25 protein-coding genes are annotated in these 26,530 nt (G+C 62.6%); 14 read left to right on the top strand and 11 right to left on the bottom strand.

Annotated elements, in window-relative coordinates:
* Positions 1 to 2: 2 nt before the first annotated feature.
* From mdcA to mdcH, 7 genes are read left to right on the top strand one after another with little or no spacing between them, the layout of a single operon-like run.
* Positions 3 to 1,673: a malonate decarboxylase subunit alpha gene (gene mdcA, locus P3T25_RS36375; RefSeq protein ID WP_154565780.1), complete on the top strand. Its 1,671-nt coding sequence runs from the start codon at positions 3 to 5 to the stop codon at positions 1,671 to 1,673.
* Between the two features lie 2 nt (positions 1,674 to 1,675).
* Entirely contained in the window at positions 1,676 to 2,773 is a 1,098-nt protein-coding gene (locus P3T25_RS36370) for a triphosphoribosyl-dephospho-CoA synthase (RefSeq protein WP_266241020.1), read from the top strand.
* Positions 2,761 to 3,075, top strand: coding sequence for a malonate decarboxylase subunit delta (locus P3T25_RS36365; RefSeq protein WP_266241021.1), 315 nt, complete (start codon positions 2,761 to 2,763; stop codon positions 3,073 to 3,075). The genes P3T25_RS36370 and P3T25_RS36365 overlap by 13 nt, the downstream gene beginning before the upstream one ends.
* Positions 3,072 to 3,956, top strand: coding sequence for a biotin-independent malonate decarboxylase subunit beta (locus tag P3T25_RS36360; RefSeq protein ID WP_266241022.1), 885 nt, complete (start codon positions 3,072 to 3,074; stop codon positions 3,954 to 3,956). Before P3T25_RS36365 ends, P3T25_RS36360 begins: the two co-directional genes overlap by 4 nt.
* Positions 3,953 to 4,768 carry a biotin-independent malonate decarboxylase subunit gamma gene (gene mdcE, locus P3T25_RS36355; RefSeq protein ID WP_266241023.1) on the top strand — a complete coding sequence of 272 codons (816 nt, stop codon included), beginning with the start codon at positions 3,953 to 3,955 and terminating at the stop codon, positions 4,766 to 4,768. The genes P3T25_RS36360 and mdcE overlap by 4 nt, the downstream gene beginning before the upstream one ends.
* Positions 4,768 to 5,460, top strand: a complete 693-nt coding sequence (locus tag P3T25_RS36350; protein WP_429361860.1) for a malonate decarboxylase holo-ACP synthase — start codon at positions 4,768 to 4,770, stop codon at positions 5,458 to 5,460. Before mdcE ends, P3T25_RS36350 begins: the two co-directional genes overlap by 1 nt.
* Positions 5,460 to 6,398 carry a malonate decarboxylase subunit epsilon gene (gene mdcH / locus P3T25_RS36345; protein WP_266241025.1) on the top strand — a complete coding sequence of 313 codons (939 nt, stop codon included), beginning with the start codon at positions 5,460 to 5,462 and terminating at the stop codon, positions 6,396 to 6,398. The genes P3T25_RS36350 and mdcH overlap by 1 nt, the downstream gene beginning before the upstream one ends.
* A gap of 32 nt (positions 6,399 to 6,430) precedes the next feature.
* Here the strand turns inward: mdcH and P3T25_RS36340 are convergent, their stop codons facing one another.
* Positions 6,431 to 7,369: a LysR family transcriptional regulator gene (locus tag P3T25_RS36340; RefSeq protein ID WP_266241026.1), complete on the bottom strand. Its 939-nt coding sequence runs from the start codon at positions 7,367 to 7,369 to the stop codon at positions 6,431 to 6,433.
* A 174-nt stretch (positions 7,370 to 7,543) separates the two neighbouring features.
* On the opposite strand from P3T25_RS36340, the gene P3T25_RS36335 reads away from it, so the two are divergent.
* Positions 7,544 to 8,323: a putative hydro-lyase gene (locus P3T25_RS36335; RefSeq protein WP_266241027.1), complete on the top strand. Its 780-nt coding sequence runs from the start codon at positions 7,544 to 7,546 to the stop codon at positions 8,321 to 8,323.
* Between the two features lie 76 nt (positions 8,324 to 8,399).
* Positions 8,400 to 9,701, top strand: a complete 1,302-nt coding sequence (locus tag P3T25_RS36330) for an MFS transporter (RefSeq protein ID WP_266241028.1) — start codon at positions 8,400 to 8,402, stop codon at positions 9,699 to 9,701.
* A gap of 22 nt (positions 9,702 to 9,723) precedes the next feature.
* Here the strand turns inward: P3T25_RS36330 and yjfF are convergent, their stop codons facing one another.
* From yjfF to P3T25_RS36305, 5 genes are all read right to left on the bottom strand, one after another.
* Positions 9,724 to 10,824 carry a galactofuranose ABC transporter, permease protein YjfF gene (gene yjfF, locus P3T25_RS36325; RefSeq protein WP_266241029.1) on the bottom strand — a complete coding sequence of 367 codons (1,101 nt, stop codon included), beginning with the start codon at positions 10,822 to 10,824 and terminating at the stop codon, positions 9,724 to 9,726.
* Positions 10,821 to 11,852 (bottom strand): ABC transporter permease, encoded by a 1,032-nt coding sequence (locus P3T25_RS36320; RefSeq protein ID WP_266241030.1) that lies wholly within the window; start codon positions 11,850 to 11,852, stop codon positions 10,821 to 10,823. The genes yjfF and P3T25_RS36320 overlap by 4 nt, the downstream gene beginning before the upstream one ends.
* Positions 11,849 to 13,459: a sugar ABC transporter ATP-binding protein gene (locus P3T25_RS36315; RefSeq protein ID WP_429361856.1), complete on the bottom strand. Its 1,611-nt coding sequence runs from the start codon at positions 13,457 to 13,459 to the stop codon at positions 11,849 to 11,851. Before P3T25_RS36315 ends, P3T25_RS36320 begins: the two co-directional genes overlap by 4 nt.
* A 209-nt stretch (positions 13,460 to 13,668) precedes the next feature.
* Positions 13,669 to 14,655 carry an ABC transporter substrate-binding protein gene (locus P3T25_RS36310; protein ID WP_154565790.1) on the bottom strand — a complete coding sequence of 329 codons (987 nt, stop codon included), beginning with the start codon at positions 14,653 to 14,655 and terminating at the stop codon, positions 13,669 to 13,671.
* Positions 14,656 to 15,004: 349 nt separating this feature from the next.
* The gene (locus P3T25_RS36305; protein WP_154565791.1) at positions 15,005 to 15,604 is read right to left on the bottom strand and encodes an alpha-ketoglutarate-dependent dioxygenase AlkB family protein; all 600 of its coding nucleotides are present in this window, start codon (positions 15,602 to 15,604) and stop codon (positions 15,005 to 15,007) included.
* 143 nt (positions 15,605 to 15,747) lie between these two features.
* Here P3T25_RS36305 and P3T25_RS36300 point away from each other — a divergent pair, with 143 nt between their 5' ends.
* Positions 15,748 to 16,332, top strand: coding sequence for a malonic semialdehyde reductase (locus tag P3T25_RS36300; protein WP_154565792.1), 585 nt, complete (start codon positions 15,748 to 15,750; stop codon positions 16,330 to 16,332).
* 23 nt (positions 16,333 to 16,355) lie between these two features.
* Here P3T25_RS36300 and P3T25_RS36295 read toward each other — a convergent pair whose 3' ends face one another.
* Positions 16,356 to 16,685 (bottom strand): hypothetical protein, encoded by a 330-nt coding sequence (locus tag P3T25_RS36295; protein ID WP_154565793.1) that lies wholly within the window; start codon positions 16,683 to 16,685, stop codon positions 16,356 to 16,358.
* A 367-nt stretch (positions 16,686 to 17,052) separates the two neighbouring features.
* Between P3T25_RS36295 and P3T25_RS36290 the strand changes: the two genes are divergently transcribed.
* Positions 17,053 to 18,216, top strand: a complete 1,164-nt coding sequence (locus P3T25_RS36290) for a metallophosphoesterase (RefSeq protein ID WP_266241032.1) — start codon at positions 17,053 to 17,055, stop codon at positions 18,214 to 18,216.
* Positions 18,217 to 18,345: 129 nt separating this feature from the next.
* On the opposite strand, the gene P3T25_RS36285 is transcribed toward P3T25_RS36290, so the two are convergent.
* A complete protein-coding gene (locus P3T25_RS36285; protein ID WP_154565795.1) occupies positions 18,346 to 18,870 on the bottom strand; it encodes a hypothetical protein in 525 nt (174 codons plus the stop codon).
* A gap of 662 nt (positions 18,871 to 19,532) precedes the next feature.
* Between P3T25_RS36285 and P3T25_RS36280 the strand changes: the two genes are divergently transcribed.
* On the top strand, positions 19,533 to 20,240 hold the full coding sequence (locus tag P3T25_RS36280; RefSeq protein ID WP_154565796.1) for an MgtC/SapB family protein: 708 nt from the start codon (positions 19,533 to 19,535) through the stop codon (positions 20,238 to 20,240).
* 162 nt (positions 20,241 to 20,402) lie between these two features.
* Positions 20,403 to 20,657 carry a GlsB/YeaQ/YmgE family stress response membrane protein gene (locus P3T25_RS36275; RefSeq protein ID WP_028197420.1) on the top strand — a complete coding sequence of 85 codons (255 nt, stop codon included), beginning with the start codon at positions 20,403 to 20,405 and terminating at the stop codon, positions 20,655 to 20,657.
* A gap of 65 nt (positions 20,658 to 20,722) precedes the next feature.
* On the opposite strand, the gene P3T25_RS36270 is transcribed toward P3T25_RS36275, so the two are convergent.
* From P3T25_RS36270 to P3T25_RS36260, 3 genes are all read right to left on the bottom strand, one after another.
* A complete protein-coding gene (locus P3T25_RS36270; RefSeq protein ID WP_154565800.1) occupies positions 20,723 to 22,237 on the bottom strand; it encodes an acetyl-CoA hydrolase/transferase family protein in 1,515 nt (504 codons plus the stop codon).
* Between the two features lie 192 nt (positions 22,238 to 22,429).
* On the bottom strand, positions 22,430 to 22,645 hold the full coding sequence (locus tag P3T25_RS36265; RefSeq protein WP_154565797.1) for a hypothetical protein: 216 nt from the start codon (positions 22,643 to 22,645) through the stop codon (positions 22,430 to 22,432).
* Between the two features lie 168 nt (positions 22,646 to 22,813).
* Positions 22,814 to 24,979: an FUSC family protein gene (locus P3T25_RS36260; protein ID WP_429361894.1), complete on the bottom strand. Its 2,166-nt coding sequence runs from the start codon at positions 24,977 to 24,979 to the stop codon at positions 22,814 to 22,816.
* Between the two features lie 202 nt (positions 24,980 to 25,181).
* On the opposite strand from P3T25_RS36260, the gene P3T25_RS36255 reads away from it, so the two are divergent.
* Positions 25,182 to 26,183: a LysR family transcriptional regulator gene (locus P3T25_RS36255; protein WP_266241033.1), complete on the top strand. Its 1,002-nt coding sequence runs from the start codon at positions 25,182 to 25,184 to the stop codon at positions 26,181 to 26,183.
* The last annotated feature ends 347 nt before the right edge of the window (positions 26,184 to 26,530 follow it).

The raw sequence follows: 26,530 nt of genomic DNA, 5'->3' as shown, positions 1-26,530 counted from the left end.
CGATGAATCGATCCGCCGAAGCCACCGAAGCGTCCACCACCGCACGTTCCTGGACCACGCGCCGCGACGAAAAGAACCGTCGACTCGCGGCCATCGCACCATGGCTGGAAGACGGCGTCCTGCCGACCAACCGTATCGTCGATGCGCTTGAAACACTGATTCAGCCGGGCGACCGCGTCGCGCTCGAAGGCGACAACCAGAAACAGGCCGACTTCCTGTCGCGCGCGCTTGCCAAGGTGGACCCGCAAAAGATCCACGACGTGCATCTGCTGATATCGAGCATCGGCCGTCCTGAACATCTGACGCTGTTCGAGCGCGGCATCGCGCACAAGGTCGACTTCTCGTTTGCCGGGCCGCAGAGTTTGCGCGTCGCGCAACTGCTCGAAGACGGGCAACTCGAAATCGGCTCGATCTACACGTACGTCGAGTTGTACGCGCGGATGTTCGTCGATCTCACGCCGCACGTCGCGCTGCTGTGCGCGGAAAAGGCCGACCGTCACGGCAATCTGTACACCGGTCCGAACACCGAGGACACGCCGACCATCGCCGAAGCCGCCGCGTTCCGGCACGGCATCGTGATCGTGCAGGTCAACGAAATCGTCGATGAACTGCCGCGCGTCGATATTCCGGGTTCGTGGGTCGACGTAGTCGTAGAGGCGGATAGGCCCTTCGCCGTCGAGCCGCTCTTCACGCGCGACCCTCGGCATATCGGCGACCTGCAGGTACTCACCGCGATGATGGTGATTCGCGGCATCTACGAACCGTACGGCGTGACATCGCTGAATCACGGCATCGGCTTCGATACGGCGGCGATCGAATTGCTGCTGCCCACCTACGGCGAATCGCTCGGCCTGAAAGGCAAGATCTGCCGCAACTGGACGCTCAATCCGCACCCCACCATGATCCCCGCGATCGAATCGGGCTGGGTCGACAGCATCCATTGTTTCGGTAGTGAGGTCGGCATGGAGGCGTACATCGAAGCGCGCCCCGACGTCTTTTTCACCGGCAACGACGGCAGCCTGCGCTCGAACCGTGTGCTGTGCCAACTGGCCGGTCAATACGGCGTCGATCTATTCATCGGCTCGACCTTGCAGATCGACGCGGACGCCAATTCGTCGACGGTCACGCGCGGCCGCCTCGCCGGTTTCGGCGGTGCGCCGAATATGGGCCACGATCCACGCGGCCGGCGTCATTCGAGCGAGGCATGGCTCAAGCTGCTGAAAGATCAGGGTCCGGTGTCGCGCGGACAGAAGCTGGTCGTGCAAATGGCTGAAACGTACAAGAAAGGCGGCGAGCCGACCTTCGTCGATGAACTCGATGCGGTGGCCGTCGGCGCGAAGAGCGGCATGCCGATCGCGCCGGTGATGATCTACGGTGACGACGTGAGCCACGTCGTCACCGAGGAAGGCATCGCGTATTTGCACAAGGCCGAAGGGATCGACGAGCGGCGTGCGGCGTTGGCAGCGGTGGCCGGTGTCACGCCGATCGGGCTGCGCGCGAAGCCGGAGAAAACCGCCGAATTGCGCCGGCGTGGCATCGTCGCGTATCCGGAAGATCTCGGCATTCGACGCGGTGAAGCGAAGCGCTCGTTGCTGGCCGCACGCAGCATCGACGATCTGGTGACGTGGTCGGGTGGACTGTACGAGCCGCCGGCCCGCTTCAGGAGCTGGTAACGATGGCGCCCGCTGTTTTGCTCGAGTGCGAGGCCGACGCCATGCCGGACGCGAAGGCGGAACTCGCGTCCCGTGCGGCCGCGCTGACTGGGAGAGAGACGGGCACGGCCAGGTTCACGGCGTATGCCGAACCAGTGGCTGACGTCGACGTGCTCTGGCGCATCGCGCCGGCACGCCAGCGCGCCACGGTTTTGCACGCGGCAGACACGGTAGAAAGGCAGGCGGTTAGGGTACGGGCAGCACCGTCCGATGCACAGCTCGCGCGCTTCGCGGTGTCCGCGCTAATCGAAGAGGCTCAACTCACGCCGAAACCCGCACTGGTCGACCGGCGCGGCAGCGGTGCGCATCGCGACCTCGATCTCGCCACCATGCTGCGCTCGGCACATGCGTTGGAACCAACCTTCGCGGCGCTCGCCCGCGCGGCTCGCCGCCACGGCGAACCATCCGCGCTTTTGCGTGCTGAACTCGCGCAGATCGGCCGCGCCGGCGAACAGGACATGCTGCATGCCACCGGCGGCAGCAACGCGCATCGCGGCGCGATCTGGATCGTCGGCTTGCTGGTGGCGGGGGCTTCGATGACGGGCGACACTGCGCACCTGAGCGCTTCGCGCGTCTGCACGCTCGCGGCACAAACTGCCTGCTTCCCGGATCGCTTCGCCGCCCCCTCCGATAGTCACGGTGAACGCGCGCGGCAGCGCTATCAGGTCGGTGGAGCACGCCGCGAAGCGCAAGACGGTTTCCCGCATGTCGTCAATATCGGCTTGCCCGCTTTACTCGCAGCGCGGGCCCGAGGAATCGACGAAACCGCCGCGCGCGTCGACGCCCTGCTCTCGATCATGGTGTCGCTCGACGACACCTGTCTGCTGCATCGCGCGGGTTTGCCCGGTTTGCACGCCGCGCAACGCGGCGCGCGCCGCGTGCTGCAAGCCGGCGGAAGCTCGACGCCGGATGGGCACACCGCCCTCGTCGCACTCGAACACGCATTGCTGTCGCTCAACGCATCCCCTGGCGGCGCAGCCGATCTGCTCGCCGCCGCCCTCTTTCTCGACATGCTGGCGCATCACGACGCCGGCGGGAGCTCAGCCTCATGGAACATCTGACCTTCGACTATCCGGCGCAACGCGCCGTCACGACTCGCGCGCATGTCGGCGTAGTCGGTTCGGGCGATCTGGAAGTCCTGCTGTCGCCAGCCGAAAACGGCGCGGCCCTGAGCGCGCATGTGGTCGTGCGGACCAGCGTCGACGGCTACAGCCACATCTGGAAGAGCGTGCTCGACCGCTTCTTCACGCGCTACGACGGCGCAGCGCAAATCGAAATCAACGACTTCGGTGCGACACCGGGCGTCGTCGCGCTGCGGCTCGCGGAGGCCATTGAAGCGGCGGAACAGGGAGACGCCGCATGACTACTGTCGCCGCCGCACACCCCGCGCCGATGCTGCGCGAAAGCTTTATCGAACTGCCCGCCCGCGAACGCGCCCGCTCGCTGCTCGACGCCGGCACGTTCCGCGAACTGCTCGGACCGTTCGACAAGATCGAATCGCCGTGGCTGCCGTTGCAAGGTGTCGTCTGCCAGGCGGATGACGGCTGCGTGATCGCACGCGGCACTATAGACGGCGAGCCGGCTGTGGTCGCTGCCATCGAGTCCGCGTTCCAGGGCGGCAGTATCGGCGAAGTGTCGGGCAGCAAGATCGCCGCCGCGCTCGAGATGGCCTTGCGCGACTGCGAACGCGGCAAGATCGTCCGCCCAGTCGTGCTGTTCGAAACCGGCGGCGTGCGGTTGCAGGAAGCTAACCTCGGTCTCGCGGTCATCGCCGAGATTCAGGCCTCGATTGTCGCGTTGCGCCGGCATGTGCCCGTGGTCGGCGTGATCGCGGGGATGGTCGGTTGCTTCGGTGGCATGTCGCTGGCAGCGGCCTTGTGCTCGTATCTGGTCGTAACGAAACAGGGACGGCTCGGCATGAACGGCCCCGAAGTGATCGAACAGGAAGCCGGTATTGAAGAACTCGATGCGAGCGATCGGCGCCGCGTTTGGCAATTGATCGGCGGCGAACAACGGGCCGCGACCGCGCTCGCCGATCAACTGGTCGACGACGATGCGGACGCGGCACGCGCCGCCGTGCGGTCCGCATTCACCCAAGGGCTGCCGGCTGCGCATCGCAGCGAACAGGTTGACGTTTTTCTCAACCGCCTCGCGCGAATCGACCCGGCCAGCGTGACGCCGGAAACGATGCGTGACGTGTACAACCCACATGCGCAGAACAACGCGCGCAAGGAGCAGGCATGAGCGATGCCACCCTCAGCCGCGGCGCACGCTGGTTCCATGCACTTGCCGGCGAATCGTCCGGTAACGCGCCCGTATGGTGCGGCGACGCGTCGCTCGGCGGCGAGACCGCGCACTTCATTGCGGTCGTCCCCGATCCCGACAACCGCTTTCCGCGCGCGACCGATAACGTCGTCGGTCTCGAACAAGGCTGGCTGCTCGCACGCGCTGTACGCGAGGTCATTGCGCAGGACGAAGCGAGCGGTACGCGCCGCCCAATCGTCGCGATCGTCGATGTGAAAAGCCAGGCGTACGGTTACCGCGAAGAGATGCTCGGCATTCACCTCGCCTGCGCCGCCGCGGTCGATGCCTATGCATCGGCGCGCGACGCCGGGCATCCGGTGATCGCGCTGATCGTCGGGCCCGCCATGTCGGGCGCATTCCTCGCGCACGGCTATCAGGCCAACCGGATCGTTGCACTCGAAGCGCCGGGCACGATGGTTCACGCAATGGGCAAGGAAGCGGCCGCGCGCGTTACGCGGCGCACCGTCGAAGCACTCGACGCGCTCGGTGAAACCATTGTGCCGATGTCGTACTCGATGACGTCGTTCGCCAAGCTTGGCCTGCTCGATCAGTTGATCGAAGGCATCGACGCCGACGCACCCGATGCCGCGCAAATCGAGCGCGTGCGTCAGGTATTGACCGAACAGATTCGCAGCGCGCGCGCTGGCGGTCGCGATCTGTCGCATCGTCTGGAATCGGCTGCCGCTCAAAAGAATCGCGCGGCGTCGATCGAAGTGCGGCGGCGTCTCGCCGAACAATGGGATGCCGTGTAATGCAGGTCTGCGCCGCGCCGCCGTTTGCAGCCGATCACGCGTTGTCGTGCGACGCGCGCTGGCAGCCGCATGATCTGCTGCGCTTGCACCGCTTGCCACAGTTTGACGGCGAGCCAGCGTGGGTTCGCGGGTCTTTCGAGCGCGCGCCGTATGCGGTTGTGCGACGCGCACTGGCCGCTGACGGCTTCGTGGCGATCGGCTTGCGCGGTACGGAGCGGTCGCAGCGTTACGGCACGTGGGCGCATCGGGACGATATTGAAATCGCCGTGGCGCCGGAAGCGTTGGCGCGACGCAGCCCGCTTGCGTCGCGCAATGCGTTGCCGACTTTCGCGGCCCTTGCTGCACTACGACGCGACACGGCCAGCGCATTGGCTGGATTCGTTTGGGGACCGACCGGCAGCGCAGGCTTCGAACTGGCAACGCAGACTCTCACGGTCACGTTCTCGAGCGATCTCGATCTGCTGATTCGCGCACCGGAAAAACTCTCGCACCACGCCGCCATTCAGTTGCTGGACTATCTTCAAGCGACCGCGCAACGCGCCGGCATTCGTGTGGATGCGCAACTGGAAACGCCCGCAGGCGGCGTTGCGCTGGCCGAGTGGGCAGCGGACAAAGCACGCGTGATGGCGCGCCATGCTCGCGGGCCGCAATTGGTTACCGATCCGTGGGCGCCCGCTCACGGCAATGCCTGATGCTTGCTCTTCTGTTTCCCGGCCAGGGCGCGCAGTCGGAAGGATTTCTGCACCGTCTGCCGCAGCATCACGCCGTGACCGGCACACTCGAAGAAGCGTCTCAGGTGCTCGACATCGACGTACTCACCCTTGACACGCCAGATGCCCTGCGCTCAACCGTAGCTGTTCAGATCGGTTTGACCGCCGCGGGCGTGGCGATCACACGCGCACTGGCAGAGGAACAACTCTTGCCGGAGATCAGCGCGGGTTTGTCGGTGGGCGCGTACGCGGCGGCGGTCAGTTGCGGCGCGGTTCACTTTGGCGACGCGTTAAAGATGGTTCGCAAACGCGCCGAGTTGATGGAGACAGCGTACCCATCCGGCTACGGTCTCGCGGCAGTGTCGGGTTTGACCGAGTACCAACTGGAAACACTCGCCGCGCAGCACGCTGAAGCGGGCAATCAACGCGTCTATATTGGCAACGTAAATGCGCCGCGTCAGATCGTCATGGCCGGGGCGAATGGCACGCTGGACACGTTCATCGAACGCGCTCTGGCGGCAGGTGCTCGCAAAGCCATGCGTCTTGCGGTAAGTGTGCCGTCACATTGCGAACTGCTCGCGCATGCCACGGACGAACTCGTTGCGTACGCAAAAGACGTCCCTTTCCACACGCCACAGACTACCTATATCGGCAATCGCGGCGGCCGCCCCTTGTACACAGCAGACGCCATTCGCGACGATCTCGCGACCAATATGCGTCACACCGTACGCTGGTTCGACGCGCTCACCGTTATGCAGGAAATGGGCGCCCGCGTGCTGATCGAAGCGCCGCCGGACCAGGTGTTGACGGACATTGCGCGCGAGAACTTTCCGGAGACCACTGCGCTTGCCGCAAGTGCCTTCTGGTTCGACAAGCTGGTCGCTACTGCGCGTCGGCGACTCGGTATGGATGGACTCTAAGACGCGGCCATTCGCCCGACTCGAGCCCTGCCTCACCGCCTCTCGATCAACTGCCGCCCCATCGCCTTCGCATACTGATCACACGCGCTGCGTGCAACGCGCGATGCCGCCAGCACACCGACGTCGGCGTCGTCGCGGTAGATCATCGCAACGTCGATCGGCGGCGGCAGCGGACGCACCTGCAATTGCCCCAGTTCGCCGCTGCTCAGAAAAGGTTCGACGAACAGCGCCGGTACTGCCGCGATTCCATAGCCATCGCGCAACAGTTTCACGATCACCGCCACCGACGGCATACAGGTCACCTGAGTATCCGCAAGCGGCACACCGGCGCGCTTCGCGAGCATCTCCACGATCGCCTCCACGGCGACTTGCGGCGCGGTGCCACGGCCGAACGTCAGCACGGGTTTCCGCAATACAGTCTGCACATGCTTCGCACGGCTCGCCGGAATCAGATCGTTGCGCGCTATCCAGCGCACCGGATAGCTCGCCAGCAAGGTCGAAACGATCGACGCTTCCTGTTCGCCGGTTTCCTCCACCTGAATGACGAGATCCAGCTCGCCGGCGCGCAAACGAGGCCCAAGCACGGCGCTCGAGTCGACGGTCAGGTCTACGACGATGCGGTTGTACTCGACGTTCAGCATCCGGATGTAGTCCGGCAGCCAGCTATGCACCACCGTTTCGATGACGCCGAGCCGCAACCGCTTCGTCACCTGGGTTTCGTCCTGTGCGGCCAGTTGCAGCGAGCGCGTGGCCTGCACCACCGAGCGCGCATGCGCGAGCAGCCGTTCGCCATGCGCCGTGAGCTGGAATTCGGCGGCATCGCGCTCTATCAACTCGACGCCCAACTCTGCTTCAAGCGTTTTGATGCGTAGCGAAATCGCGGCGGGCGTCGCGTGCATTGCCGCAGCGGTCGCGCGAAAACTGCCTAGACGGGCGAGCGTCAGAAACGTTTCGACAAAGCGGGTATTCATTGCATTAGCTCTCCCAACAGCGACCCGAAAGACTCGATCATCGCCGCAAAATCACCGGCGGTGCTGTTAAGTTTAATTTAACAAAACACAAGAATAACTCGCTGGAAGGATATTTTTGGCGTTACTAATCTGGCTTCCATCGGTCACCCGGACCTAGCTGGAGTCAAGCCGTTCATGTCCTACACGCCATCCGAGTTTCGTCAGCAGATTCGCAGCCGCCGTCTTTCCGGGCCGACTGCGGGCTACTGCGGCGACTACGCGCAAGCCAATCTGGCGATCCTGCCCAGGCAATACGCCGACGACTTCCTGCGCTTCTGCACGCTCAATCCGAAGGCTTGCCCGTTGCTCGGCATCGGCGAACCCGGCGAATGGCGTGTCCCATCGCTCGGCAACGATCTCGACATACGCAACGACGTCCCCGCGTTTTACGTGTATCGCCACGGCGAACGTGCCGAGGAGGTGCGCAGTCTCGACGAACTGTGGCGCGACGATCTGGTGGTGTTCGCGATCGGCTGCTCGTTTTCGTTCGAGGAAATGTTGCGGCGTGAAGGTATTCCGCTGCGCCATATCGAACAGCAGGTCAACGTGCCGATGTATCGGACGCGGGAACGCAACGTGGCCGCAGGGGTATTCGGCGGCAATCGCGTAGTTTCGATGCGACCGATGAAAGCCGCCGACGCAATCCGCGCCATCCAGATCACCAGCCGTTTTCCCGCGGTACATGGCGCGCCGGTTCATATCGGCGATCCCTCGCTGATCGGTATTCGCGACATTACGCGGCCCGATTTCGGCGACGCAGTCGAGGTACGCAGCGACGAGTTACCGGTGTTCTGGGCCTGTGGCGTCACACCACAAGCCGCGATAGAAAGCGCGCGTTTGCCGTTTGCAATCGGGCACAAACCGGGACACATGCTCGTCACCGACATTCCCAACACCACGCTGGCGATGCTCTAGCCGCGGCGCTATTTGAGTTGCCCCACCCCAAGTCGCGCACCAAGACGCGGCCACTGACTACGACCGGAGCCCAGCTATGAAAACCGAAGTACAGTTGACCGCAGACACCGAGCGCTACAGTGCGCCCGGCACAGGCAAAAACCCGTTTGCGTGGTATCAGCAGATTTCCGTTAGCGAGAAGCGTGCGTTCTGGAGCTGCAAGATCGGCTACGTGCTCGACGCAATGGACACGCAATTCCTGAGCTTCGTGATTCCGACGCTGATCGCGACATGGGGCATTACGCGCGGCGATGCGGGTCTCATCGGGACGGTCACGCTGCTGAGTTCCGCGCTCGGCGGCTGGGCGGCCGGTGTGCTGTCGGATCGCATCGGCCGGGTGAAGACCTTACAGATCACGATTCTCTGGTTCGCGGTTTTCACGCTGGCTTGCGCACTGGCGCAGAATTTTTCGCAGCTGCTATGGGCACGTGGCCTGATGGGGCTCGGCTTCGGCGGAGAATGGACGGCGGGCGCAGTGCTGATCGGCGAAGTGATCCGTCCGCGTGACCGCGGCAAGGCGGTAGGCCTTGTACAGGCAGGCTGGGCAATTGGCTGGGGCGTGTCGACGCTGCTGTTCATGGCCGTGTTTTCATGGGTACCGGCCGACTACGCGTGGCGCGTGCTGTTCGCGATCGGTATTGCGCCGGCGCCATTCGTGATCTGGATTCGCCGCTTCGTTGAAGAGCCAGAGGTGCATCGGCAGCAGAAAGAAGCGCAAGCCGCGGCACAAACGCGTCCCTCGTTGCTCGACATCTTCCGCGGCGACATCGTCTGGACGACGCTGCGTGCGTCCATTCTCGCGACCGGCGTGCAAGGCGGCTACTACGCGGTGACCACCTGGCTACCGACGTATCTGAAGACCGAGCGGCATCTGAGCGTGATCGGCACCGGCAGCTATCTGGGGGTGGTGATCGTCGGCTCGTACTGCGGCTATCTGACGGGCGCTTACGTCAGCGACAAGATCGGCCGCAAACGCGCGTTCATCACGTTCGCGCTGGCCTCGTGTGCGATCGCGCTGATCTACACGCAACTCCCGCTCGACAACCTCACGATGCTCGTGCTCGGCTTCCCGCTCGGCTTCTGTGCGTCCGGCATTTTCTCGGGGATGGGCGCGTTTCTCACCGAGCTGTTTCCGACGCGCATTCGGGGCTCCGGCCAGGGCTTCTGCTACAACTTCGGGCGGGCAGTCGGCGCGACATTTCCGTTCCTGATCGGCTACGTCTCGCAGACCATGACGCTCGGTCACGCGATCGGCGTATTTGCCGCCGCGGCATACGGACTCGTGATCCTCGCCGCGCTGACGTTGCCGGAAACCCGAGGGCGGGAACTCAGCACCTAAGCCGCGCTGCCGCGCACTCGCGCTATAACGCCTGCTCCGGCGCGCGTCCGATCACATGGGAATCGGACGCCGCTGGTGCATCGCCGCGACCATGCTCACGGCCTGGCGTCACAACAGCACCGGTGCCACCCGGCCGCCCCACCGATTTCGCATGCCGCTCGATCAGCCGTTGCAGCAGGCAGAACGCGCACAGCAACGCGCCGATCACAATGCGGGTCCACCACGAACTGAGCGTGCCGTCGAAGGTAATCAGCGCCTGGATCGTGCCTAGAATGCCGACGCCGAACAGCGAACCGATCACATAGCCGACACCGCCCGTCAGCAACGTTCCGCCAATCACCGTCGCCGCGATCGCGTCGAGCTCCATACCCTGCCCTTGCAGCCCATAACCCGACAGCACGTAGAACGTGAACACCGCGCCGCCGAGCGCCGAACAGAAGCCGCTCAACGCATACACGCCGATCCGCGTGTGCGCGACCGGCAAGCCCATCAGCAACGCCGAGCGCGGATTGCCACCAATCGCATACACATTGCGGCCAAAACGCGTGAAATGCGCGACATAGATCGCCGCGGCAAGCGTGACGAGGGCGATCAACACATTGGCCGTCACCGAACCGACACCGATATTGAGCCGAAACGCGGAAATTTTCTGGAACGTCGGATCGTTGATGGTGATCGACTGCGTCGTGATCAGAAAGCACAGGCCACGCGCGAAGAACATGCCGGCCAGCGTGACAATGAACGCCTGCAAGCGGAAAAAGTGAATCAGCGCCCCCTGTACCGCGCCGAACACCGTGCCCATCAGCAACACGATCGGCACGATCAACCAGACTGGCCAATGCATGTGTTCGGACAACACCGCTTCGACGATGGTGGTCAGCGCCACCACCGAGCCCACCGACAGATCGATCCCCCCGGACACGATCACAAACGTCATACCGATCGCGACAATCAGCAGGAAGGCGTTATCGACCAGCAGATCGAGCAGCACTTGCCACGAGAAAAAGCCGGTGTACATCACCGAGCCGAAACCGAACAGGGCGCAGAACAACAGGACAGTGACGGCGATCGGTAAGGTGCGCGGATCGACGATATGAGCCCAGGCCTCGAGGAGTCGTCTCATCGCGCCACCCCGCGCTGCCTGAAGAGCGACATGGCGAGCGAGCGCGCCGAGGGCGACTGGATCACGCTCACCGCCAGCACCACGGCCGCCTTGACGACGAGCGTCGCTTCCGGCGGCACGCCGATCGAATAAGTCGTATAGGTGAGCGTCTGGATGATCAACGCTCCCAGCACGGTGCCGGCGAGACTGAAGCGGCCACCGAGCAGCGATGTGCCGCCGAGCGTCACCGCCAGAATCGCATCGAGTTCGAGCAGCAGGCCCGCGTTGTTGCCATCGGCGCTGCGCACGTTCGAGCTGATGAGGATGCCCGCCATCGCGGCGGTCAGTCCCGAGAAGCCGTACACCGCGAATACCAGCGCTTTCGAGCGCAGGCCGACGAGACGCGTCGCCACTGGATTAACGCCGATCGCGCGAATGAAGAGCCCGAGCGCGGTGCCTTCAACGAGCCCCACGGTGGCCAGCACGGCAACGCTTGCGATCCACACCGAACACGGCACGCCAAGCCAATACCCACCGCCGACGAACAGGTAACCCGGTGCGCCGATCGGGATGATCTGCCCCGCAGTCAACAATTGCGCAATGCCACGGCCGGCGACCATCAGGATCAACGTTGCGATGATCGGCTGCATGCCGACGAACGACACCAGCAATCCGTTCCACATGCCGCTCAACACGCCGACGATCAGCGCCGCGACCAGGGCCTGCACGATCAATCCGGCGCTCGGCGCGGGTTGCGTAACGAGTATCGTGGCCGCTGCGGCGCCAGCGATCGCGACCACCGCGCCAACCGAAATATCGATGCCGCGCGTGGCGATCACCAGCGTCATGCCGGTCGCAACCAGCACCAGCGGCGCAGCGCGATTCAACACGTCGATCGGCGCGCCGAACAGGTGCCCGTCGAGCATTCTCAAAGAAAGAAAATTTGGATTCACCAGGAGGTTCAGGGCGCACAAGAGCACCAGCGTGACGCACGGCCAGATCAACGGGCGCTCCACACCATCGCGCACGAACCAGTTCGATAGCTTCATTCGCCGCTCCCCGCGATGAGTCGATAAATGTTGTCTTCGTTCGAGGCCTTGCCGGCCACTTCTGCGATCTTGCGACGATCGCGCAGCACCGCCACACGATGACTCACGCGCAGCACCTCGCTGATCTCCGACGAAATGAACAGGATGCTCAGACCGTTCGCGCACAGCGCCAGCAAGCGGTCCATGATGTCGAACTTGGCGGCGACGTCGATGCCGCGAGTGGGCTCGTCGAGAATCAGGAGTTTGGGATTCGTGGCGAGCCAGCGCGCGAGCAGCGCTTTCTGCTGGTTGCCGCCGGAGAGCAGCCCGATCGGCTGTTCGGCGTCCGCTGCCTTGATACCGAGACGCTCGATCCACATGTCCGCGATTTCTTGCGCGCGATGCCGTTTGATCTTGCGCAGCCAGCCGCGTCGCGCCTGCAGCGCCAGCAAAATGTTCTCGCGGATCGACAGTTCGGCGACGATGCCCTCTTTCTTGCGGTCCTCCGCGCAATAGCCGATGCCGTGGCGCACCGCGTCCCGGGGCGAACGCAGCCGCACAGGCCGGCCTTCGATCAGGATCGTGCCGCTGTCGGCGCGATCTGCTCCGAACAACAGCCGGGCGGTCTCCGTGCGGCCCGAGCCTAGCAGGCCGGCCAGGCCCAGGATCTGGCCCGGCTGCACGTCGAGGTCGATCGGCTGCAACGTGCCGCGCCTTCCGACGCCGCGCAATTCGACGAACGGCTGAACCGCGTCCTTGCTCTCTGGCCCTTCATGAACAGCGTGGCCGTCATGTGCCGCCTCGCGCAAACGCGCGCTCATGCGCTCATGACCGACCATCTTCGCGACCAGTTGATCGGCCGGCAGATCCCGCGCGAGATATTCGCCTTCACGCTCGCCGTTGCGCATTACCGTGATGCGATCGGAAATGGCATAGGTTTGCTCGATGAAATGCGTGACAAACAGAATGGCGATTCCAGACTGCTTAAGATGCCGAAGTATTTTGAAAAGCTGCGCGACTTCGCCGTCGTCGAGACTGGAGGTCGGCTCGTCGAGGATCAGCACGCGTGCGTCGACTGACAGTGCCCTTGCGATCGCCACCATCTGCTGCACGGCGATCGGATAGGCGTCGAGCGATCTGGTGACGTCGAGCGTCACGTCGAGGCGGGCAAGCGCTGCCTGCGCGCGCCGCTTGATGTCGGGCCAGTCGATCGCGCCGAAACGCTTTGGCTGCCGGCCCGCAAAGATGTTCTCCGCCACCGACAGGTTCTGGCACAGGTTCACTTCCTGATACAGCGTGCGCACGCCGGCCGCTTCCGCCTCCTGCGGCGACGCAAACGCGACGGTCTCGCCACCGAGGCGGATCGTACCGGCGTCAGGCGCGACTACGCCGGTCAGCACGTTGATCAGGGTGGATTTGCCGGCGCCGTTCTGTCCCATCAGGGTGTGAATCTCGCCGGGGAACAGACGAAAGTCGACCCGCTGCAGCGCTTTCACGCCCGGAAACGTCTTGCTGACGCCGGTAGTGGCCAGAATGGGTTCGAGTGCATTCGAGGCGGCGCCGTCGCGAGCGTCGCCTGTGACGGCCTTCATGGCCGGCGGATTGGGTTCCGATGCGGGATGCGTCATAGACCTCGCTCGATCGGCGGTGCGTTGGTCGGGTGGGCTCAGGCTGGCCCCGTTGTGCGCAATCTGATTCTGCGGAAAAGAGACCGCCCGCTGCCGAAGCAGCCAGGCGGTCAGGCACCACTGGAGAAACCCCTGCGATCCGTCCGTACTTCGCTTGCGTTCTGCGTCTATCGTATGGATAGCTAATCAGTTAGCCATCACACTCCGCCTCAGTACTTGCGCGTCGGCAAAGTCTGCGCCGCGACGCTCATCGGGAAGACGGTCTCTTCCGTCAGGATGCGCTTGGGCAGCGGCTTGCCGGCCACCACGTCCTTGACCGCCGACATCAGTTGCGGCCCCAGCAGCGGACTGCATTCCACATCGACGTTCATCTTGCCCGCGGCCATCGCCTGGAAGCCGCCCTTGGTCGCATCGAACGAGACGACGGTGATGTCCTTGCCCGGATGCATGCCGGCCTCTTCCATCGCCTGGATGGCGCCGAGCGCCATATCGTCGTTATGCGCATAAACTACATTTATTTTATTTCCATAAGTTTTTATAAATGCTTCCATCACCTGCTTGCCACCGGCAAGCGTGAAGTCGCCACTTTGCGACGCAATGATCTTGAATTTGGGATCGCTCTTGATCACTTCGATCAGGCCGGAATGGCGGTCGTTGGCAGGCGCCGAGCCGACCGTGCCCTGCAGTTCTGCGATGTTGATGGGACCTGGATCATTCTTATAGTGATCGGCCAGCCAATGACCACCGCGCCGGCCCTCTTCCATGAAGTCCGAGCCAATCATCGTTACGTACAGCGACGTGTCTTTCACGTCGATGTTGCGGTCAGTCAGGATCACCGGAATTTTTGCGGCTTTAGCTTCGCGCAGCACCGGCTCCCAGCCGGATTCGACGACCGGAGAGAACGCGATCACATCGACTTTCTGCGCTATGTAGGAGCGGATCGCCTTGATCTGGTTTTCCTGCTTTTGCTGGGCGTCGGAGAATTTGAGCTTGATCTTGGCGTCCGCCGCCGCTGACTTCACCGACTCGGTGTTGGCGGTTCGCCATGCGCTTTCCGCGCCGACCTGGGCGAAGCCGAGGGTGATCTGTTTGTCCTGCGCGTATGCGCCCGGCGCTGTCAGCGCCAGTGCGCCGATGCTCGAGCAAAGCGCAAGCGCGCCCAACGCACGACATGCGGCGCGTCGTGTATTCGCCATGACTGTCTCCTGATCGTTGTTGTGTAGGCGATCCATCGAACCCGCCCGGCATTCGCGGCCCTCACGGTGCGTGGATCGTGATGTAGCGTAGTGTCTGGGGCGTTAACCGTCCAATCATATGATTCGCGTCAGCGATACCAATTCTGGTATCGCTGGCGGTATCGGCAGTAACGGTGGACGTGGGCAATGCTGCGGGTTCGCTCGAGCATCGGCGGCGATCGAGCGTAACGCTGGAGATGCTTTTTTATGCGCTTAAGTGCTCGATGTGGCTTCGTGCCTTATAGCGAGTGGGTGCCGGGCTTTGGGGCCTTCGGACCAGGAGCGGCGCGGCTAACGGTCAGCCCGCAAGCTAGCGAGTTGCCCCGCGCGGCGTCACCCAGCGAAACGTCAGATTGATCCGCTCGCCGGCCACACGCGGCTCCTTCGGCACGCGATGCCGCCAGTCGGCCTGCGTGTTGCCCTTCATCACCAGCAAGCTGCCGCCTTTCAGCGAAAACGACTGCACGACGCCAGTCTTGTTGTGCCGCAAGTCGAAAGTGCGCGCGACGCCCAGGCTGATCGACGCAATCACCGGCTGGGTGCCGAGTTCAGGCTCGCGGTCCGCATGCCATCCCATGCTGTCGGTGCCGCTGCGGTAGCGGTTGATCAGCACGCTGTTAAAGCGCGCGTGGCAGCTTGCCTCCGCGGCGGCTCGCAGTTCCGCGACGGTCGCGGTCCACGGTTGCGGTACGTTGCGAATGCCGGAGTAGACGTAGACCGCGTCCGGTTCGCCCTGCCAGGCGGTCAGCCGCGGCAGCGGCACACGGCCGGCGGGCGTACCCATCATGTCTTGACGCCATTCCACTTCGCCGATGAGTTGCGCCAAAGCGCGCGCCGCGGCCTCGGGCGCGAGCCACTCGGGATACCAGTCCACGTCGGGCGCCGGAAGGTCGTCGAAAAGGTCCGCCATAAGATTGCCCGAATGCGATTGCGTGCGCGACACGTGCGCGAGTGAGAACCTAGCTATTATGGCGGCAACGACGACGACGCTCACGCCTGTGGCTTGCGCTGTCATCCGTTTTTTTCACTCTGCAACTTCAACGGGTATCCATCATGATTCTTTCCGATCAGGCTCTCGACCAGCTCTTTCGCAAAGCGCGCACCCATAACGGCTGGCAGGCCAAACCGGTCGACAACGCCGTGCTCAAGCAGCTCACCGAACTCGTGCTGCTCGGCCCGACCTCGGCCAATTCAAGCCCCGGCCGCTTCGTCTACGTGAAAACGCCCGAAGGCAAAGAAAAGCTGCGTCCGGCCTTGTCGCCGGGCAATCTCGAGAAGACGATGGCGGCACCGGTCACGGTGATCGTCGGGATGGATATGGCGTTTTACGAGCATCTGCCGAAACTGTTTCCGCATGCCGACGCGCGTAGCTGGTTCGCCGGCAACGACAGGGCGATCGCGGATACGGCCTTTCGCAATTCGACGCTGCAAGGCGGCTATCTGATTCTCGCTGCTCGCGCACTCGGCCTGGACACGGGTGCGATGTCGGGCTTCGACGCCGCCAAGGTCGACGAGGCCTTCTTCGCCGGCACGACCGTAAAGTCGAACTTCCTGATCAATCTGGGCTATGGCGACCCGTCGAAGCTCTTCCCGCGCAGCCCGCGCTTCTCCTTCGACGAAGCCGCCCAGATCGTCTGAAAGCCCTTAAGCCGCCGGTGCGTTTATCTGAAGAGCGCCACGTAGAACACCACTGTGCCGATCACCGCACCGATAAAGCAAAAGCCTTCGTCAGCGTCGTCGCCATTGGAACGCAACCACGCGCCGACGACGCCGAACAGCCCTGCGATGCCGAGTGCAACGCATACCATCACCACGTCGAATAACGCGTTTTTGCCCAGCTCGGAGAAGTCGATGTCGCGCACGCCGAAGTACAAGGCGAGCGCCATCAGCGATATGCCCACCAGCGGCAGCATGACGTGGCTGCCCTCTCGTCCGACGTGATGCCCATGAAGTACGTGGCGTACGTGATTGCCCGACCCAAGCAGTTTCATGATGCGCCTCCTGCCTCGCCCTCAACCGAGGACAAAACGAACCGCCGCTGGGCCGCGATGGCCCTGAGACGAGCCGGTTCTATTTGAGAATAGTGCACGCGAAACACAATTCAAAGCCCATTTAATTAGAGCGTCGCTGCAGTTCAGACGGCGGCATGCGGCAACGAGAATTGCTGCGTTGCGGTATCCACTTGCCTCGTCAAAAACAGACGTGTCCGGCCAGTCCTGGAAGCAGATCTGGCGCCCTCGGCAAGGGTTTGCACATCTCGGTAGAATGATCCGGCTCGCCCGCTATTTCATGATTGCAGTTGGCGAGCCGCCGCCGTTGCTCCGCTCGTGCCGGCCCCTTCCCGCCTCTATCCTCTCTATGCGCCGCTCATCGTTTCTTGTTCGCTTCATCCTGATTGGCATCCTGCTGCATATCTACGTCGGTTTTCGTCTGATTCCCGACATGCCCGTCAGCATCACCGGCCGGTGGCTGTGCGCGTTGTGGCTGGTGCTGTCGATCTTTCTGATACCGCTCGGCATGCTGGCGCGCACCATCAAACAGCAGCCGCTCAGCGACCGCCTCGCGTGGGTCGGGCTGCTGGCGATGGGTTTCTTCTCGTCGCTGCTGGTTCTGACGTTCGCGCGTGACCTGGCGCTCGCCTCGCTGCTCACCGTCGATGCAATCTGGCCGAACACGATAGCAATCGCGCATTGGCGCATCGGCTCGGCGGCCGCGGTACCGCTGCTTGCGCTGCTCTCGACACTCGTCGGCCTGTTCAACGCACGGCGCCGCGCCAAGGTCGTGACGATCGAGGTGCCGATCGACGATTTGCCGCCGGCGCTCGACGGCTTCACGATCGTCCAGATCAGCGATATCCACGTCGGCCCAACCATCAAAGGCCGTTACGTGGATGCGATCGTCGACGCGGTGAATCGTCTGAAGCCGGATCTGATTGCCGTCACGGGCGATGTGGTGGACGGCAGCGTGCCGCAATTGACCAGACACACGCAGCCCCTATCACGGCTCAGCGCGCGTCACGGGGCGTTCCTCGTGACCGGCAACCACGAGTATTACGCCGGTGCGAACGCCTGGGTCGATGAATTCCGGCGCCTGGGGTTAAACGTTCTGCTTAACGAGCATGTGATCGTGGAACACGACGGCGCGCGCGCCGTGATTGCCGGGGTGACCGATTACTCAGCGGGCCATCATGATCCGTTGCATCGCAGCGACCCGGTTGCGGCCCTCGCAGGAGCGCCTGGCGACGTGCTGATCAAAGTACTGCTGGCACACCAGCCGCGCTCTGCCGAAGCAGCCGCGGCAGCAGGTTTCACACTGCAGCTATCCGGCCACACACACGGCGGGCAGTTCTTCCCATGGAATTTCTTTGTGCGTCTCCAGCAGCCGTTCACGGCTGGTCTCGCACGGCTGAACGGCCTGTGGGTCTACACGAGTCGCGGCACCGGCTATTGGGGACCGCCGAAGCGCCTGGGAGCTCCCTCGGAGATCACGCGATTGCGCCTCGTGCCCGGCGAGCCCGACTAAGGCCCCGGGCTAGAGTGCCGCATATCGCCGCATCGGAGTCATACTGGATTGCACTGCAAAAAAGAAACGCGGATGTCCGCAAAGGACATCCGCGCTTTGGCGCTGACGCGCCACGTCAGCCAATTTGCGTTACTGAGCTGGCGCGACGGCCACGCTAACCTGCGGTGCGTATGCCACCGACACTTGCATACCCGGCGTCACGCCGGCGACCTTTGCCGGCTCGCGGCCCTGAATATGAAACACCGCGCCATTCGGGCCCTTCAGGGCCATGATGCCGGAGGCATGATCGATCGCCTGAACTTCGGCGGTCACGTTCTGTACAGTGTTCTGCTGTACCGGTTGAACAGCCGCGCCGTGGCCGTCGGCACCGCGCGTCACGCTGACCATGGCGTTGCGCATCATGCGGATATGGACCTTGCCACCCTGCTTGATCTGCGCCAGGTTGCTCGTATCGGTAATGTTGAATGAAGCTTCGCCGCCCTGTGCGTCGAGCACAGTCACGGAATGTTTTGCCTGGTCGATCGACTTCACGACACCATCCGCCTGCAGCGTGCTGCTGCCTTCAAACGGCGCAGGCAAACCGGCGGCGAACGACACGAGCGGAGCCGCAGCAATCAATGCGCCGGCAATAACGCCGAGAGCTTTTTCTTTCATATATTCCTCAATTGGGTGAACAGCGGAAAAGAGACGACATGGTGCGGATCGGATGTGCAAGGTACAGCGCAAGGACAACCGAAAAATTTCTGGGCGAAACCCTGGGAAATGAAACGTGGATTGAGCACCCGAACCACACGACGTGTTTCGAAGTGTGCGAACAGTGTGTTTTCCGGGATGGACCTCGTCAATATTCGGAGTCCGTATTTATGCGAGGAAAATTCCGATCTTGCCGGGGAAAATTCTGCAAGCGACCCACAACACATTCCGCCACCCTGCCTCATCCCGGCTTGACTTAACTTTGCAGAGCTGCCTAGAATTCGCCCAGTTCATTTAACCGGAATCACGATCTTGGACAGTAGCAGTAGTACCAGTCGAGCTTCGATTCGCCCGATCGCCTGATCGGCAAGATTTCCGCGTCAGCCTTTGCCTGTCGCCGTCTTGCCCTCGGGCCCGACGGTGCACGTCGCTTTTACCCTCTTGCTGCAAGTGAAGCGCCGCATGGCCCGATGGCCTGCGCATGCTCCACGCCTTTTGCGTCGCGAGCCCCCGCTCGCATGCCTTGTCACGCCTGACCACGCTCGCGTTCCACCTGCGGATACGTGATGCTGTCATGCGTAAGGTTCACACTGTGCGAACACGCGCTTCAACCTCTCTTACCGATGACAATTGAATTCGTCTTGCGGCTCTTTGCCGCCTTTAGCTGCGGGGTCGCGATCGGCCTCGAACGGCAGATGCGCCAGCGCAACGCCGGCCTGCGGACCATCACGCTGGTCGCCAGCGGCGCGTGCCTGTTCGTCACGCTCGGCGTGCTGACCGGCAACGGCACCGCCGGTATCACCCAGATTGCCGCGTATGTCGTCTCCGGCGTCGGCTTTCTCGGCGGCGGCGTGATCATGCGCGACAAGGGCTCCATTCAGGGGATCAACACCGCCGCGACCTTGTGGTGCTCGGCGGCCGTCGGCGTATTGTGCGGTGCGGGGCATTACGGCCCGGCCCTCGCCGGCACCGCGGTCGTACTGCTGACCAATACGGTGTTGCGTGAAGTGAGCCGTGCCATCAACGCGGCGCCCGTTTCGGACGCCGACCTCGTGCGCGAGTATGTGCTGACGATCGTTTGCCGGGAGGCCGATGAAATTCACATTCGTACCGCGGTATCCAACTCAATGTATTCGACACCGCTGTCGTTCCAGAGCCTGACGAGCGAAGACGTCGAAGACGATACGGGACGCATTCGCGTTACCGCAACATTGAAGCTGCATCCGAAAGATCAGCCGAAGCTCGAACAGATGGCCAGCCGCATCAGCATGGAAAAGAGCGTATCGAGCGTGAGCTGGACGGCTAAAGATGCGGAGCCGACGCCTGAGTGAGCCACCTCGCGTAAGCTCCCCATATTCGTGCGCATCGTCTACACTTAGCTTGCAATAGATTCAGACAATGTTAATTCCGCGTCCTGAATATGGACTGTCCCATAACCTTCGACTAAGCTCTGTCACCGTGATTTTTTCACACTCAACCATGGAGTCTCGAATATGGAACACGGCATCATTGCATGGCTCATCATCGGCGCAATCGCCGGCTGGCTGGCTGGCGTGCTCGTCAAGGGCGGCGGCTTCGGTCTGATCGTCGACATCATCGTCGGGATTGTCGGCGCATTCATCGGCGGCTGGCTTGCCGGTGTGTTGCACATTTCGCTCGGCGGCGGCTGGATCGGTTCGATCATTACCGCCGTGATCGGCGCCGTCATTCTGCTGTTCCTTATCCGGCTTGTGCGGCGCGGCACCTGAGCGTAGCACCTGATGTCTTACGGCGTCGGGAGCGAATGCCACCTGACGCCGGTTTTACTTCGCGTTTAGAGACGCGCCTCTACTGCCGGCAACATCGAGCCGGTGTCACGCAGTCGCGTATGCCAGGTGAAAGCCTGGTCCAACCGATGCGGCGTTTGCCCACCCCATTGCAAGGCATCCCGATAGTAGTCGCGAAGCAGATCGCGATAGAGCGGATGCACGCAGTTTTCGATGATCAGCGTAGCGCGTTCCCGCGGCGCCAATCCGCGCAGATCGGCGAGGCCCTGCTCCGTCACGACTACGTCCACATCGTGCTCGTTGTGATCGCAGTGCGGCACCATCGGCACGACACTCGAAATGCGGCCGCCCTTCGCCATCGACTTCGTCGCAAAGATCGCGCATGACGCATTGCGCGCGAAATCGCCCGAGCCGCCAATGCCGTTCATCATGTGCGTGCCGCCGACGTGCGTGGAATTCACATTGCCGTATATGTCGAATTCCAATGCGGTATTCAAGGCGATCAGACCGAGCCGGCGAATCACTTCAGGATGGTTGCTGACCTCCTGCGGACGCAGCACCAGGCGATCGCGATAGCGCTCGAGTTCACCGAACACTTGCGCCTGACGCGCTGCCGACAACGTGATCGACGCACCCGAGGCGAACGTCACCTTGCCGGCGTCCATCAGATCGAAGGTCGAATCCTGCAGTACTTCTGAGTAAATTTCGAAGGCGCCGAAAGGCGAATCGACAAAACCGGCCAGCACCGCGTTGGCAATCGTGCCGATGCCCGCCTGCAACGGCGGCAATTGCGGGGGCATGCGTCCGCATGACACTTCGTGCTGGAAAAACTCAATCAGATGGCGCGCAATCAGCTCGGTTTCCGCATCCGCGGGCAGCACCGTGGACGGGCTGTCCGCCTTGTCGGTGATCACGATCGCCGCGATTTTTTCTGGCGGAATTTCGATGGCATGCGTACCAACGCGGTCTTGCGGATGCATGATCGGCAGCGGCTCGCGATTCGGCCTGCGGCCCGGAATCCAGATGTCGTGCAGCCCTTCGAGTGCGAGCGGCTGGGCAAGATTGATTTCGACGATGACCTTGTCGGCCAGGATCGCAAAGCTGGCCGAGTTGCCGACTGAAGTGGTCGGCACGATGCCGCCAGTTTCGGTGATCGCGGTGGCCTCGATAATGGCGACATCGAGCTTGCCGAGCTGATTCGCGCGCAGCATCTCGACAGTTTCAGACAGATGCTGATCGACGAACATCACTTCGCCGCGGTTGATCGCATCGCGCAGGGTCTTGTCGACCTGAAACGGCAAGCGACGCGCCAACACATGCGCCTCGGTGAGCATGCGATCCACGTCATGACCTAGCGATGCGCCGGTCATCAACGTAATTTGCAGCGGCTTGCCTTCCTGCCGGACGCGCTCGGCGAGTGCGACCGGGACAGCCTTGGCGTCGCCCGCGCGCGTAAAGCCGCTGGCGCCGACGCGCATGCCGTCCTGAATCAGAAGCGCCGCCTCGGCGGCTGAAGTGATTTTTCCGCGCAGCGCGGAGCAACGAATCCGGTCCTGGTACATGAAATCGAGTCTCTCCATAATCGCCCGTCCAGTCTACCGGTGCGCACGTCTGCGGTGTGCTTCGCTCAGTAGCCAGTTTGTCGCACCAGCCGCGGCGTCTCGACGGGACGGCGTCGCGGCCAGGCGTTTCGTCGCGTGCAACATTCCCGCGACAGGTCTTACAGGTACTGCTGGTGTTGCGCGTGGCGCTGCTTAGCTGCCGAAGAAAATATTACAGAAACTCACAGGCCCTACGCACTCTTCAGCTTTGGCCTTCGGTACTGCGACACGGCGTTGCTCATCGACGCTCTTCGCGCGCGGTGCATTCGCCTGTGCGACCTGTTGTTCCGAGGCGGCAGGCGCCGTCTGTGCATGAGCGACAGCAGCGGACAAAGTGCAGGCAATCAGGGCAATCTTCAACACATTCATTTCGTTCTCCAGTTCTTACGATTCCGTCCCGCAGGAAGTTCTTTTTGGGGACTGCGCGGCGGTGAAGAAACTATATGACCGCCACCTACGCGGATAAACAAGGCTGGACGGAAGGGACCTTTCCATCTGGCAGAAGGATCGGGGCGCACGCCCGATCCGACGCGCGGGTCAACGCGTATGGAAAGGCGCGTCTTTGTCGAGCAACGCCGTGCGGATGAAGTGCAGGCAACTCAGGATGCGCTGCAGGTCGTGTCGCTGGTCCCGGTCGGCACGGACGGTTTCCAGCAGGTCCTGCGCGATCCACGTGGCCGCGCGCACGGATCCGAGCGCGCGCTCGAGAGCGTGTGAGTCCGGTCGCGCAAAGAGCCGCGCGAGGTCGTCGCAAGTCCGCGTGAGGCCGCTGTTCCAGTGCGAATGAAGGGCTTGCGCGTAGCCCGCGCGCGCTGCTTCATTGCGCAGATCGATCACCGCGTGCCCTACTTCGAGGGTGACGAGCATCCAGCGCAACGCATCACGGCGGCGTCGGGAGCGCCGCGTCAGTAGCATGCGCAACTGTGAGGCCAGATCGTGAGTGCTCGACTGAAAGCGTTGATTGAGTCCGGGCAGTTCGTCCTTGCACGCAGACACGACTTGCGCGCGCAAATCACCCTTGATTCTCTCGGTGAGCCACGGCATGTCCGCGGGAAACACCACCGAGAACACGATTGCTGCAAGCAATAACGACGCCGTGATCGCTATCCCATTGTTGATCAGCAGATCGGGCGCATACGTGACGACGTTGTCCGGCGCGGCGAGCAGGCAGAAGAACACCGAAAATCCGATGCCATACCCTGCCGAGAGCTTGCGCGACGCGATGAAGGCGCCGAGTGCAAGCACCGGAGCGAGCATCGCGCAAAGCAGCGGAAAGCCGTCGATGTTCGGATATACGTAGCACGTAAATAGGTAGCCGGTCATGGTCGCCAGCACCGCACCGACCGCCATCTGCACGGCCATTTTCGATGCGTTCGACGCGGTCGACGTCAACGCACAAACCAGCGCCGCGCCGATCACTGCCAGACCGCCGCTGGGCCAGTCGGTGGCGATCCAGAACCAGCCGGCGATCGCCATCACCACCGCCGACCTGGCAAAGGTAAACGCGACCACAAAGCCGTTCGTCCTGCTCACGTAGCGGCCGGCGGTGTACGGCCCAGCTCCCGGTTTGCGCCACGCCAAAGACGCGTAAGTCTCGGAGTAGCGGATCCATTCATCGACAAATCGATATAGCAGTTCCGAGGCGGTATCGAAGTCCGCGAGCGATTCAGCGGGCGCGGCTTCCAGTGGCCGTCTCGTTTCACGCACGCGCCTTGGCAAGCTCGCCTGAAAGAGCCGCAAGCCGGCAGCTACGTGCGCTGCATCAGCATTCGCATCTCGCGTGGATTCAAGCAGTGCCGACAGCTCGCTGAAGTACGGCGTGATGGCGTCGACCCTCCAGATCGGGCCGCTGACACGCAGACGTTTGAGCAACTGGTGCAGCGCATGCAGCCGCGCACATGCGTCCATAAATTCGCCGTTCAGACGGCCGAGATGCTGGCTGCGTGAACGCATGGCCGGATCCTCGAAGGCAGCAAATGTTCGCGTCGCTTCAAAGCCGACGATCTCGTCGACGAGGTCCGCAAAGCGCCGTTCAAATTGGCAACGGTCGATTCCGCGACCCAGCACCTCGGCAGCGAACGCAGTAAAATTTGTATATCGAAGATGAAGTGCGCGCCGCAGCGCAAGACTGGAACGCTGCGGCACGATGAGCGCGCTGACTGCGCTCGAACACACGATACCGACCGCCACTTCCGCTGCGCGCGTAAGCGCCGCCAGAAGCAGGTCGTGAGGCGCCGTGACATTCGGGATGCCGATCAAAGCGGCGGTATAGCCGGCCAGCACAAAGCCGTACCATCTGAAATGCCGATACCGGACCGCTGCCGCGATACAGACGCTCACCCAACCGATCATGCCGAGCATGTACAACTCGGGCTGCTGGACGAACAGCGCGCCGAGCACCAGGGCAGCGACCGTCCCCACCGCAGTGCCAAGAATCCGGTAGAAACTCTTGGCGAGCACCATGCCGCTGAACGGCTGCATCAGCACGAACACCGTGGTCATCGCGATTCGCGGCTGCTGGAGATCCAGAAACATGGCGATGCCCAGTGCCAGCAAACCCGCAGTGACCGTTTTCAGCAGATGCAGCCAGATCAGACCGTCGCTGTTCGCCCAGTCGCGAACGGCGGGACTGAGCGCCGGCAACATGACGCGCCACTGCCGGCGAGAATCCACGGTGGGCTTGATCGCATGTTGGCGTCTCATCATCAGAAAGCAACGCGTCTCGGTTTGTCGCTAAAAGAAGCCCCGGTGAACGCTGCGCACACCAGCAGGCAAGGCGCCGATTGTAAGAGCATGCGCTGCGCGTATTAATAGGACGGGCGCGGAACCTCCCTTCCAGAATGAACAACAATGGGCTTGCGGGACAGGCGGACAATACGGCTTCTGCCGTGAAATAGAAGGATCGATGGATACGCTACAAAATATGCGAGTGTTCGTGCGCGTGGTTGAAGCCGGTAGTTTTACCGCCGCCGCGCAGTCACTCAATTCGACGACTGGCGCGATGTCGCGCGCGGTCTCGGAACTCGAGGCTCATCTGCGTACGCGCTTGCTGAACCGGTCGACGCGGCGGCTCGCGCTCACCACGGCGGGCGAGCGTTATTTGAAACGCTCTCAGCAGATCCTTGCAGATGTCGACACAGCGGAAGAAGAAGCAAGCTGCGCCCACGAACGCCCTGCCGGCGCTTTGCGGATGCACAGCTTTGCCAGTATCGGCCAGCATTACGTGCTGCCGGCCATCTCCCGGTATCGCGCGCTTTATCCCGAAGTGACCGTCGAGTTGACGTTGTCGCAGCGCATGCCCGACCTGTTCGAAGGCAGCGCTGACGTCGCTGTTATCGGCGCCTCGACTCTGCCGAATTCCGACCTCGTGTCGCTCCCGCTTGGTACAACGTTCAGCATCCTGTGCGCATCGCCTGCTTACGTGCGTGCTCATGGCGCGCCGCAACAGCCCAGCGACCTGGCGCATCACGAGTGTCTGATCTTGCACACGCCAGCATTTCCGGCCTACGAATGGGTGCTCGACGGCCCCAACGGCAGCGAGATGATGGAAGTGAATGGACCCGTGCAAGTGAATATTGCGGAATCGCTGATCGTCGCGATTCGCGAGGGAATGGGCATTGGTATGGTGCCGCTCTATGCGGCGATTGCCGGGCTGCGTGACGGGACGTTAGTCCGCGTGCTGCCTGAATATACGCTGCAGAAGATGAACGTTTACGCGCTGTATCCGTCACGCAAGTTCGTCGATGCGAAGACGCGGACGTGGGTTGAGTTCTTACGCACGCATCTGCCGAAGGTGATTGCACGCGACGAGGCGTTACTTGCGGAAGTTGGCCAGATGCATGCAGTTGATGGCACTGTGCCTGTGAGAACGGCTGGCATTGGGGGCGGAGATGTCGCCGCGCACTGACGCAGTTTTTTAGCTGACGAGCTGGCCGCGCCTGTGGAAGGTAGCAACGTAGGTAACGAAGTGGCGGGACATTTGTGACGGCATCTATGGCCTGCCAGATAGCGGCAGTGTTTTCGTGACGCACCTCTCGGAATGGAGGTGCGTTGTCCCGCGGGTTGGGAACGAGAGTTAAGAGTCCGCGCGTGTGCTCGCTACGACGCCAGAGTCTTGGCGCTGAATTCAGAGCCGTAAACGCAGAAACCCCACCTTTGCGGGGTGGGGTTTCTGATGCTGCAGGGGAGCCTGACGATTACCTACTTTCACACGGGAATCCGCACTATCATCGGCGTGGAGTCGTTTCACGGTCC

The sequence above is a fragment of the Paraburkholderia sp. GAS32 genome, from assembly GCF_050434225.1.
Classification (GTDB): domain Bacteria; phylum Pseudomonadota; class Gammaproteobacteria; order Burkholderiales; family Burkholderiaceae; genus Paraburkholderia; species Paraburkholderia madseniana.
The sequence above is the reverse complement of the archived record's forward strand: the minus strand, read 5'-3'. Positions and strand labels throughout refer to the sequence as shown.